Origin of the sequence: Pseudomonas sp. PICF6 (assembly GCF_009831705.1) — a bacterium.
GTDB classification, from domain to species: domain Bacteria; phylum Pseudomonadota; class Gammaproteobacteria; order Pseudomonadales; family Pseudomonadaceae; genus Aquipseudomonas; species Aquipseudomonas rhizophila.
Genome location: NZ_WUUD01000033.1, coordinates 21,175 through 32,400 on the forward strand (window position 1 = coordinate 21,175; position 11,226 = coordinate 32,400).

The following is an 11,226-nucleotide window of genomic DNA, read 5'->3' on the forward strand; positions in this document are numbered from 1 at the left end:
CGCAGCGCTGCGCAGACCATCGGGCCGATGGTCAGGTTGGGTACGTAATGGTTGTCCATGACATCGAAGTGCACGATGTCGGCGCCGGCGGCCAGAACGTTGTCCACTTCCTCGCCCAGGCGGGCGAAGTCGGCGGAGAGAATCGACGGAGCAATAGCGAAGGGCTGCATGACGCACCTGTTTTGAGCGAAATCACGATGGCGCGCATTGTATACCTCAAGATTTGGCGCGCCCACCGTGGCAGACGATCAATACGCCGCGCGGTAGATCTTCTCGATATCGCTGGCGCTCAGTTTGCGTGGGTTATTGCGCATCAGTCGCTCGATCCCGGCTGCTTCCACCGCCATGGACGGTATCACTTCGTCCGTCACCCCAAGGCTGCTCAGGCCCTGGGGGATTTCCACGGCAGCACACAGCGCAACCATGGCCTCCACGGCTTCGTCAGCGGCTTCAAGGTCACTCAGGTGCGCGGTCTTTATGCCCATGGCTTCGGCAATGTCGCGCATGCGCTCGACGCAAGCCATCTTGTTCCACGCCATGACATACGGCAGCAACAAGGCGTTTGCCACACCATGGGACACGTGAAAGCGCCCCCCCAGCGGATACGCCAGCGCATGTACCGCCCCGACCCCGGCATTGCCGAACGCCATGCCGGCCATCAGGCTTGCAGTGGCCATGTCTTCGCGAGCTTGCAAATGAGCGGGGTTGGCGTAGGCCTTGGGCAAGGCGCGGGTGATCAGTTTTATTGCGCCGATAGCCAAGGCATCGGTGATCGGCGAGGCATTGAGCGACAGGTAGGACTCGATGGCATGCACCAGTGCATCGACGCCACTGGCGGCGGTCACGCTCCGGGGACAGGTGAGGGTCATCTGCGGGCTGACCAGCGCCACGTCCGGCAGCAGATAATCGCTGACGATACCTTTCTTGAGTTGCGCGGCCTTGTCGGAGAGGATGGCCACGTTGGTGACTTCAGAGCCGGTCCCGGCCGTGGTGGGGATGGCGATCATGGGCGCGCCTTTGCGCGGGACCTGATCGACCCCGAACATATCCTGCAGCTCGCCGTGGTAACCGGCGTAGACCCCCACGCATTTGGCAATGTCGATGGCACTGCCGCCGCCCAGGCCGATCAAGCCATCATGGCCGCCGTCACGGTAGGCCTGCATGCAGTCTTCAACGATGGCGATTTCCGGGTCCGGCATGACCCGGTCGAAAATTTCGTAGTCGCGCCCGCCCAGATGCTGCAGCGCCAGCTCCACGGTGCCGGACTTGACCAGCGCAGCGTCGGTGACGATCAGCGGGTTATCGACATCCAGCCGCGTCAGCTCGGCCGCCAGTTGCTCGATGGCAGCCGCACCGGTGATCAGTTTGTGGGCGATCTTGAATGAGGAAAGACTCATGTGCGCGGCCTCTTATTCGCGTATGGGCTGGCACAAGGATAGCTCGGTATTTAAGGTTGTCTTCCATTCAGCCCATGAATACACCGCAAATCCCCTGTGGGAGCGAGCCTGCTCGCGATAGCGGTAGAACATTCGTCATTTTTATCGACTGACACTCCGCTATCGCGAGCAGGCGCTCCCACAGGGTACAACACTGACCGTCAGACCTGCGCAGTACGCAGCTTCTCGCTACGCCCTCGCAACCACTCCAGAGTCAGCAACAGGATCACCGAAAAGGCGATCAGCAGCGTCGCGGCGGCGGCGATGGTGGGGCTTAGGTTTTCGCGGATACCGCTGAACATCTGCCTTGGCAAAGTTGCCTGCTCGGGACCGGCCAGGAACAGCGTCACCACCACTTCATCGAACGAGGTCGCGAAGGCGAACAGTGCGCCTGAGATCACGCCCGGGGCGATCAACGGCAAGGTCACTCGACGAAACGCCGTCAACGGCGAAGCCCCAAGGCTGGCGGCGGCCCGAACCAGGTTGTAGTTAAAGCCCTGCAGAGTCGCCGATACCGTGATGATGACGAACGGCACGCCCAGCACGGCATGGACCACGATCAGCGAGAAGAAACTGTTGCCCATTCCCAGCGGCGCGAAGAACAGGTAACTGGCCACCCCGATGATCACCACCGGCACCACCATCGGCGAGATCACCAGGGCCATCACCAGCGCCTTGCCTGGGAAATCACCACGGGTCAGGCCAATAGCCGCCAGGGTGCCGAAGACCATCGCCAGTACCGTCGCCGCCGGGGCGACGATGACGCTGTTCCTCAGCGCCCGCATCCACTCCGCCGAAGCGAAGAAATCGTGGTACCACTGCAACGAAAAGCCTTGCAACGGGTACACCAGGAAGCTGCCGGAGTTGAACGACAATGGAATGATCACCAGCACCGGCAGGATCAGGAACAACAGGATCAGCCCGCAGAATATGCGCAAGCTGTAGAACCACACCCGCTCGACGGGGGACATGTAAGGACTCAGCATTTCAATCTCCCCTCAGCTCAGGCGCAGGCGGCTGGCGCCCACCAGCCAGTTGTAAATCAGATAAAGCACGACGGTTGCCAGCAACAACAACCCGCCGAGCGCCGTGGCCATACCCCAGTTGATGCTGGTGTTGGTGTAGAACGCGACAAAATAGCTGACCATCTGATCGCTCGGGCTGCCCAGCAGCGCCGGAGTGATGTAGTAGCCGATGGCGAGGATGAACACCAACAGGCAACCGGCGCCGACACCGGCATAGGTCTGCGGGAAATACACGCGCCAGAAGCTGGCGAACGGATGGCAGCCCAGGGAAATCGCCGCACGCATGTAAGTCGGAGAGATGCCTTTCATCACGCTGTAAATCGGCAGGATCATGAACGGCAGCAGGATATGGACCATGGAGATGTAGACACCGGCGCGGTTGAACACCAACTCCAGAGGCTTATCGATAATGCCCATGGCCATCAGGCCACTGTTGATCAGCCCGCCCGATTGCAGCAGCACGATCCACGCCGCCACCCGCACCAGGATCGACGTCCAGAACGGCAACAGCACCAAAATCATCAGCAGGTTGCTTTGGCGCGACGGCAGGTTCGCCAGCAGGTAGGCCAACGGATAGGCCAGCACCAGGCAGATCGCGGTAATCACCAGGCCCATCCAGAACGTACGGGCAAAAATATCCAGGTAGATCGCCTGGTCGGGGGTGGCCGGAGCCAGTTCGCCAAGATCATCAATGCGATGATCGACGGCCGCCAGCAGGTAATACGGGGTGACATCACTGGTGTTGCGGCGGATCACCTGCCAATACGCCGGATCCCCCCAGCGTTCGTCGAGGCTCTCCATCGCTTCTTTATAGGAAACCGGCTCGGTGGCGAACGGCAGCGCACGGGCGGTCTTGGTCAGCAGGCTGCGATAGCCGGCCAGCTCCATGTTCAGGCGCTTGGACAAATCGCCCAAGGTCTGATTCTTGCGCGCTTCGGCCAGGTCTTCGCTGGCGGCTTTGTATACTGGCTCGCCTGGCAACCCACGTCCGTCCCAGGCAGCGACCGCGGCGACAGTGCGCGGCATGCCGTTGACCACTTCCGGGTTGCTGACGCTTTTGAACAGCAGCGCCACGATTGGCACCAGGAACACCAGCAACAGAAACAACACCAGCGGCGCGATCAAGGCCTGGGCCTTCCAGCGGTTGACCCGCTCGGCGCGCTTGAGCCGTTGCTTCAGGGTGGGGCTGGTGCCCGCGTTCAGTGGAACGGCGATGGCCATGGCGAACTCCGCAAATCTTTTTGATCGTTACAGAAGCGGCGTGCCGCTTCTGTTCTTTTGAAACGTTGGCCTCTGAGCCGATCGTTCCCACGCTCCGCGTGGGAATGCATCCAATGACGCTCTGCGTCACAAAGGACGCGAAGCGTCCTGGGCGGCATTCCCACGCGGAGCGTGGGAACGATCTCTGTCAGCGGTTACTTCGCCGCCCAGGAGTTGAAGCGCTGCTCCAGTTGCTCACCGTTGTCAGCCCAGAAGCTGACGTCGATCTGCACCTGGTTGGCGATGTTTTCCGGGGTGGTCGGCATGTCTTTCAAGACATCCTTGGACAACAGCGGTACAGCCTGGGTATTGGCCGGGCCGTAGGCGATGTTTTCCGAGTAGATCTTTTGCTGCTGCGGTGCCACCGAGAAAGCGATGAATTTCTTCGCAGCTTCGGCGCGGGTCTTGTCCAGACCGCGTGGAATTGCCCACGCGTCGAAGTCGTAGATGCCGCCGTTCCACACCACTTTCAGGTTGCTTTCCTTCTGCACCGCGGCGATCCGACCGTTGTAGGCCGAGCTCATGACCACGTCACCGGAAGCCAGGTACTGCGGCGGCTGGGCGCCGGCCTCCCACCACTGGATGTTCGGCTTGAGTTCGTCGAGCTTCTTGAAGGCACGATCCTGGCCATCTTTGCCGGCCAGCACTTTGTACACGTCTTTCGGCGCGACGCCGTCGGCCATCAAGGCAAATTCCAGGGTGTACTTGGCGCCTTTACGCAGGCCACGCTTGCCTGGGAATTGCTTGGTGTCCCAGAAATCCGCCCAACTGGTCGGTGCGGTTTTCAGTTTGTCGGCGTTGTAGGCCAGCACGGTGGACCACACGAAGAAGCCCACGCCGCAAGGCTGGATGGCGCCCTTGACGTAGTCTTCGGCCTTGCCGAACAGAGCCGGGTCCAGTTGCTCGAACATGTCTTCGTCACAACCACGGGACAGCTCCGGGGACTCGACTTCCACCAAGTCCCACGAAACGCTCTTGGTGTCGACCATGGCCTTGACCTTGGCCATTTCACCGTTGTATTCGCCAGCGATGATCTTGCCGTTGCCGGCTGCTTCCCACGGCGCGTAGAAGGCTTTGGCCTGAGCCGCCTTGTTCGCCCCACCGAAAGACACCACAGTCAGGTCCGGGCCCGCCGCCATCGCGCTTGCCGCACCCATCATGCCCAGGGTCAGGGCTGTGAACTTCAGGGATCTCAACATTTATTGTTCTCTCCACGTGCAGGGTTGGTGTTGGTACAGCAGGGGGCGATCAATTCGCCTCTAGAAGGGGATCGAGCGCACGCACATGCTCGACTTGCCAGCCAAGCGGAACCACGTCCCCAACAGCGAGCCCGGGATCGAGTTCGGCAATCGGTTGTTTCACGAAGAAGTCATTCTTGCCACAGACCTCCAGGCGAACCCGGACGTGGTCGCCCAGATAGATGAATTCCGCCACCCTCCCTGAGAAGCGGTTGACACATTGTTCGCTTGCGCCGTTGAGGCTCACCCGCTCCGGGCGGATCGACAGGGTCACCGGCTCGCCGGGTTTGCCGACGTTCACCGCCAGGGCCTCGACCTTTTCACCACGCCCCAGCTCCACCAGGCAACGATCGCCGGTCTGGCTGTGCAGGCGGCCGTTGAGACGGTTGTTCTCGCCGATGAAGTTGGCGACGAAGGTGTTCCTTGGCTCTTCGTAGAGGGTGCGTGGCGGGGCAATCTGCTGGATTTCGCCTTGATGGAACACCGCTACCCGGTCGGACATGGTCAAGGCTTCGCCCTGGTCGTGAGTCACATAGACCACGGTGACACCGAGGCGCTGATGCAGATGCTTGATCTCCATCTGCATGTGTTCACGCAGTTGTTTGTCCAGGGCGCCAAGGGGTTCGTCCATCAGCACCAGTTGCGGCTCGAACACCAGCGCCCGGGCCAGGGCCACGCGCTGTTGCTGGCCGCCGGACAACTGTGCCGGGTAGCGTTGGGCAAACGTGTCCAGCTGGACCATGCTCAAGACGCGCTTGACCCGATCACTCACGTCGCTTTTGTTCAAGCCGCGCACGGTCAGCGGGAAGGCCAGGTTCTCGGCAACGGTCATGTGCGGGAACAAAGCGTAGTTCTGGAACACCATGCCGATGTCACGCTTGTGGGGCGGCACGTTGTTGATGGAGCGTCCGGCCAGCTGGATCTCACCGGCAGTGGGTGTTTCAAACCCGGCGAGCATCATCAGGCTGGTGGTTTTGCCGGAACCGGACGGCCCGAGCAGAGTCAGGAATTCGCCTTTGCGAATGTCCAGGTTGAGGTCCTTGACGATCAGGTTCTCGCCGTCGTAGCTCTTTTGCACACCACGAAAGCTGACCAGTACATCACTGGCCCCCGCGCTTGAATCGACCTGGCTCATACCCGCACCTTTTGTATTGATGACTGCTTGTGAATCAAGCCTAGTGGAGCCTGGGGCCTGCGCAAATCGGGGCGCAGGAGAGAATCGCCTCAGCCGGATGGAAGAGTCGGTGTAGGGATTTCCCTACAAGGATGGCGGGATTGGATAAGGACAGTCGTGAGTTATGAGCTGCAAGCTGCAAGCAAGGACAAAAGCGGTGTTGGGGCGTGTCGCAAATGGATATGCCGACACACTGCCCCTGTGGGAGCGAGCCTGCTCGCGATGGCGGCGGATCAACCAGCATCGTGGTTGACTGACACACCGCCATCGCGAGCAGGCTCGCTCCCACAAGGGAATCGTGGGGATGCTAGAGCAACCTATGCTCCATCGCATACTTCACCAGTTCCGCCAAGGAAGTGATGTTGAGTTTCTGCATCAGCCGCGCTTTGTGAGTGCTGATGGTTTTGCTGCTCAGGGCCAATTGCTGGGCGATGTCGTTGACGTTGGCCCCTTGGGCCAGGCGCTCGAAGACCGAGAATTCGCGCTCGGACAGCAGCGAGTGCAGCGGTCGGCTGTCGGTCAGGCCCACTTCGAAAACCATGCGGTCGGCCAGTTCCGGGTCGATGTAACGTCCGCCAGCCGCGACCTTGCGAATCGCCATGAGCAGCAAGGCCGGGTCGCTGTCCTTGGTCGCGTAGCCGGCGGCGCCGACCTTCAGCGCGCGCGCCGCCATTTGCGCCTCGTCGTGCATCGACAACACCAGGATGGCCGGCGGATTGTTCAACGCACGGATCCGCGGGATCGCCTCCAGACCATTGACGCCAGGCATGGAGATATCCAACAGCACCACTTCGCAGGGCACATGCCGCAGGGTCTCCAGCAATTGCTCGCCATTGCTCGCCTCCCCCACGACCACCAGGTCCTTCGCCAGGCCGATCAACTGCTTGATGCCTTCGCGCACGATGGTGTGGTCTTCGGCTACCAGTACACGGATCACGTTTTTCTCCAGATTCAGAATCTCATCGCGAGCAGGCTCGCTCCCACAGGGTTGTGCGTGTGTGCATCTCAATCAATGTGGGAGCGAGCCTGCTCGCGATAGCGTCAGCCAAGCCAAGCCAAGCCAAACAAAAATCATCAGGCCTCATTCACCGGTACCCGCACCGCCAGGGTCGTCCCCTCCCCTGGCTCACTTTCCAACGATAACTGCCCGCCCATGATCAACACCCGTTCCCGCATGCCGACCAGACCAAAGGAGGTCGGCCGCCCCGTGGCGGGAACGAATCCTACACCGTCGTCGCTCACCGTCAGACAAAGCTGGTCGTCTTCCTGCACCAGCGTCAGTTCTACAGTATGCGCCTGAGCATGGCGCATCACATTGGTCAGCGCTTCCTGGAGAATTCGAAACAGACCGATGGCCTTGGCGTCGCTCAAGGGCGGGAGATTGTCCGGCACCTGCACCAGGCATGGGATCTGCGTGCGCGCCTCGAAACGCCGCGCCTGCCATTCGATGGCCGAGGCGATGCCCGCATCAAGGATCGGAGGTCGCAATGCCGTCGCCACGTCCCGCACCAACTGGAACAACTGGGCAATCAGGCGCTTCATGCTGTTGAGCCGCTCTTGCAGGCCCGGGTCGAGCTGCGCATAGGCCAGTTCGCACATGGACGTTTCCAGCTTCAAGACGGTCAACATTTGCCCCAACTCGTCGTGGACTTCCCGAGCTATGCGCGCCTTTTCCTCTTCCCGCACGCTCTCCAGGTGCGCCGACAATTCGCGCAGTTGCTCCCTGGAGCTGGCCAGCTCCAGTTCGATGCGCTTGCTTTCGGTGATGTCCCAGACGATACCGTCCCACACGTAAGCGCCGTCTTCGAGACGACGGGTAATGGCCTTGATCTCGGCCCAGCGCTCCCGGCCTTCGCGGGTCAGGATGCGCCCCTGCCACGACCAGTCGCTGTCGCTGTCCAGCGCCTGATCCTGAGTGCGGTGATAACTGGCCTTATCCTGGGGGTGTACGAGGCTGCGCAGGCCGGTGTCGCTACGGGCCAGGGTCGCGGGCGAATACCCCACGAGGCTTTCGCTACCCTCACTGATGTAGGCAAAGTCGATCTGCCCGGTTACCGGCGCCCGCTCCAGGCGAAAGACCAGGCCCGGGACGTTGGCAGCGATCCCCTGCAAGCGCGCCTCGCTTTCGCGCAGCGCCGCCAGCGCGCGACGGCGCTCGGTGACGTCGTTTATGTAGACCACCAGGTATTCGGCATCGCGAAAGCGCAGGAAGCTCAAGGAAACATCGGCCGGAAGGATGCTTCCATCAGCCCGCACGCATTCGGTTTCGAAACTCTGTGGCCCCTCCTCGCTGGCCCGGGCGCGTTTCCACAGGTTCAGCCAGCGATCCATGTGCAGGCCCGGTTCGAAGTCGATCAAGGGGCGTTCAATGATCGCGCCCGGCGCATAGCCCAGCATGATTTCGGCGGCGCGGTTGGCATACCGTACATGGCTATCCCAATTGACCCAGAGAATGCCGACAGTGCTTTGGTCGATGGAAAATTGTGTCAGGCGCAGGGCTTCCTCGCTGGCGGCCCGCTGGGCGATGTCATTTCGCGCATTGCGCAGGCGCCGCTCCAGCGCCCTTTGCTCGCGGCGCTGCCAAAACACGATTGCCACGCAGCTCAAGAGCAGGGCCAGCAGCAACAGGGTCAGGTTTTGCCAGAAACCCGGGGTGTCGGTCAGACGTGGATATTTGGGCTTGAGCCAGCGACTGTGCAGTTGCTCAAGTTCCTTGGCCGGGATCGCCTGCAAACCGCTCTCGATGATGTCGGCCAACTCAGGCCAATCCCGGCGAGTGGCGACGCGCAACAGTTGCGGCAGGCCGATATCGCCTACGACCACCAGCCCGGCGAATTCAGGTTCGACCATCAGTCGCCCCAACTGCGCCTCATCGACCACCGCGTAACCGGCCTGCTGGCTCAACAACAGTTGCAACGCCTGACGCTCCAACGGTACGCCTTGAAGATTCAACGTCGGGTAGTTGCTACGCAAATAATCGGCCGTGGTACTGGGCATGCGCACCGCCACCCGCACTTGAGCATCGAGCTTTTCCAGCTCGACCCCTTCGGCGCCCTTCTTCTGGCCCACGATCAATTGCGGCACGCGCATGTAGGGGTCGGAAAACCGCCAGAGTCGCAGCCCGGCCGGGGTCTGGCTCAGCCCTGGGGCAATATCCACCTCACCGGAGCGCAACGCGGCTTCCAACTGCACCACGTCCTGGAAATTGCGCCAGGTCAGTTCGACATTCAACGCCTTGCCCAACCACTGCATCAGCTCGACATTGGTGCCGGACAGACGCTGCAAGCGCCGGTCATATTGCGCATAGGGCGCCTGCAACACGAGGCCGACGCGCAGTTGCGGATGCTGGAGCAGCCATTGTCGCTGGCCCGCGTCCAGTTGCACCCCAGTCAACGACGGTGCGGGCGCGGCCCACGCCATCAAGGGAAGCCATAAACAGCCGATAACCCACAGGCAGCAAAAACGCATCATCGAAGTCTCATGCACTGACAAATACTGACCAACCCATTAGGCTGCCGGAAATACTTCTGGTCATGGAATATCCGATGCCCTTTGTTTATCGCCTGGCATTGCCAGCATTGTGCCTGTCGCTGATCCTGCCGAGTGCCTTTTCTGTACAGGCTGAAGAACCGGCCCCCGCGGCGGCGGATCAAGCCACCGAGGAAAAACCGGTCGAGCGTCCGCCTTTGCTCGAGCGCAGCGAGGAAGAAGCGACAGCGCTTGAACGGGAGATCCCGGTCCAGGAGCAACAACAGCTACAAACCGGCAGCGACACCTTCCTGGCTCTCTGGAAACCAGCCAACACCAGCGAACCCAAGGGTGCGGTCATCATAGTCCCCGGCGCCGGCGAAACCGCTGACTGGCCTCAAGTGATCGGCCCGATGCGCAAAAAGTTACCGGATATCGAGTGGAGCAGCCTGAGTATCACCCTGCCGGACCTGCAAAGCGACGTCATCGCACCGCGCGTGGTGGAAACACCGCCCGAGACCAAACCGGCCGACGTGGCTGGCGCGGCACCGGACGCCACGACCACAGCACCGATTGAACAAGTGGCGGGCGGCGAGGCTGACGCTGTAGATCCGGTCGTTGCCCAAACCAGCGAGGAACACCTCCTGGCCGATGCCGAACGTATCTTTGCCCGCATCGATGCCGCACTGGCCTACGCCGAACAGCAGGGCGCCCGCAGTATTGTTCTGCTGGGCCACGGCACCGGCGCCTATTGGGCGGCACGTTACCTGAATGAAAAACAGCCCTCGCAGATCGAGCGTTTCGTGATGGTCGCCGCCCAGACCCCGCTCGCAGTCAAGCCCGCCCTGGCCGAACTGACTCCCACCTTGAAACTGGCCACCGCCGACATCTTCTACATGGACAAAGCTCAGGATCGCAATGCAGCGCTGGAGCGTTTACAGGCCAGTAAGCGTCTTAAAGGGTCGAGCTTCAGTCAGGTGTCACTCAAAGCGGTGCCCAACTCATCGGCGCAGCAAGAACAGCTGTTTCGTCGGGTACGGGGTTGGTTGAACCCGCAGAAGCCGGGGGAGTGAGGCTTAGACAAGCCCCAAGCCAGCCACCGTGGCGATCCCCTTCTAGCGAAAGTCCCGGCGCTCGCGGATCAACCGATAGGCGTTGTGCAACTCCCGGGTCTTGTCGGTGGCGTCACGCACTTGCAACGGCGTCGCCCCACTGCCGGCAATCTTGTCCGGGTGGTGACGACTGAGCAGACGGCGATAAGCCCGCTTGATCTGCGACGGCTCGCTGGTGGCCGAAACTCCCAGCAAGCGTAACGCCTCCTGATAGGTCGCGCCGCTGTTGGGCAACGACTGTTTGTGTGGTTCGTAATCCGCCGCCAGTGCCTGGACCTGTTGCGGCGTCCACCCCAGCCATTTGCCCCACTGAGCAAGCAACTCACGCTCGGCTATGCCCGCGCGACCGTCGGCCCAGACCATCCGCCAGCAGGCGCGCAGCACACCCTCAGCCGCATGGGGCTGGGTCGCAAGGCGACGCAAATAACCGCGCAAATGGTCGTTTCCGGTTTTGCCCCGGTTGAATGCGGCGACGGCCCGGCGTTGCGCTGGCTCGCTCAGGTCCAGCGCGCG

At 61.4% G+C, this 11,226-nt stretch carries 9 protein-coding genes and 1 pseudogene; 1 reads left to right on the forward strand and 9 read right to left on the reverse strand.

The window, feature by feature from the left end:
• From GSM73_RS27845 to GSM73_RS22915, 8 genes and pseudogenes are all read right to left on the reverse strand, one after another.
• Positions 1-170: pseudogene (locus GSM73_RS27845) on the reverse strand (ribulose-phosphate 3-epimerase); the annotation flags it as partial.
• 78 nt (positions 171-248) lie between these two features.
• Complete coding sequence (locus GSM73_RS22885; protein ID WP_047228058.1) at positions 249-1,397, reverse strand: iron-containing alcohol dehydrogenase; 1,149 nt, start codon at positions 1,395-1,397, stop codon at positions 249-251.
• Between the two features lie 200 nt (positions 1,398-1,597).
• Entirely contained in the window at positions 1,598-2,422 is an 825-nt protein-coding gene (locus tag GSM73_RS22890) for an ABC transporter permease (protein WP_047228059.1), read from the reverse strand.
• 12 nt (positions 2,423-2,434) lie between these two features.
• Positions 2,435-3,682 carry an ABC transporter permease gene (locus GSM73_RS22895; protein ID WP_047228060.1) on the reverse strand — a complete coding sequence of 416 codons (1,248 nt, stop codon included), beginning with the start codon at positions 3,680-3,682 and terminating at the stop codon, positions 2,435-2,437.
• Positions 3,683-3,876: 194 nt separating this feature from the next.
• Complete coding sequence (locus GSM73_RS22900) at positions 3,877-4,920, reverse strand: ABC transporter substrate-binding protein (protein WP_047228061.1); 1,044 nt, start codon at positions 4,918-4,920, stop codon at positions 3,877-3,879.
• Positions 4,921-4,969: 49 nt separating this feature from the next.
• Positions 4,970-6,094 (reverse strand): ABC transporter ATP-binding protein, encoded by a 1,125-nt coding sequence (locus GSM73_RS22905; RefSeq protein ID WP_047228062.1) that lies wholly within the window; start codon positions 6,092-6,094, stop codon positions 4,970-4,972.
• Between the two features lie 346 nt (positions 6,095-6,440).
• Complete coding sequence (locus GSM73_RS22910) at positions 6,441-7,070, reverse strand: response regulator transcription factor (RefSeq protein ID WP_047228063.1); 630 nt, start codon at positions 7,068-7,070, stop codon at positions 6,441-6,443.
• Between the two features lie 137 nt (positions 7,071-7,207).
• Positions 7,208-9,604, reverse strand: a complete 2,397-nt coding sequence (locus GSM73_RS22915; RefSeq protein WP_160893916.1) for a PAS domain S-box protein — start codon at positions 9,602-9,604, stop codon at positions 7,208-7,210.
• 74 nt (positions 9,605-9,678) lie between these two features.
• Here GSM73_RS22915 and GSM73_RS22920 point away from each other — a divergent pair, with 74 nt between their 5' ends.
• Positions 9,679-10,674 carry an alpha/beta hydrolase family protein gene (locus tag GSM73_RS22920; RefSeq protein WP_047228065.1) on the forward strand — a complete coding sequence of 332 codons (996 nt, stop codon included), beginning with the start codon at positions 9,679-9,681 and terminating at the stop codon, positions 10,672-10,674.
• Positions 10,675-10,716: 42 nt separating this feature from the next.
• Here the strand turns inward: GSM73_RS22920 and GSM73_RS22925 are convergent.
• Positions 10,717-11,226 (reverse strand): DnaJ domain-containing protein (locus tag GSM73_RS22925; RefSeq protein WP_256677065.1); only part of this gene is annotated, 510 nt, incomplete at its 5' end.

Coding starts and splice junctions, on each gene's coding strand:
- GSM73_RS22885 (WP_047228058.1), bottom strand. CDS start 1,397: ATGAGTCTTTCCTCATTCAAGATCGCCCACAAACTGATCACCGGTGCG.
- GSM73_RS22890 (WP_047228059.1), bottom strand. CDS start 2,422: ATGCTGAGTCCTTACATGTCCCCCGTCGAGCGGGTGTGGTTCTACAGC.
- GSM73_RS22895 (WP_047228060.1), bottom strand. CDS start 3,682: ATGGCCATCGCCGTTCCACTGAACGCGGGCACCAGCCCCACCCTGAAG.
- GSM73_RS22900 (WP_047228061.1), bottom strand. CDS start 4,920: ATGTTGAGATCCCTGAAGTTCACAGCCCTGACCCTGGGCATGATGGGT.
- GSM73_RS22905 (WP_047228062.1), bottom strand. CDS start 6,094: ATGAGCCAGGTCGATTCAAGCGCGGGGGCCAGTGATGTACTGGTCAGC.
- GSM73_RS22915 (WP_160893916.1), bottom strand. CDS start 9,604: ATGATGCGTTTTTGCTGCCTGTGGGTTATCGGCTGTTTATGGCTTCCC.
- GSM73_RS22920 (WP_047228065.1), top strand. CDS start 9,679: ATGCCCTTTGTTTATCGCCTGGCATTGCCAGCATTGTGCCTGTCGCTG.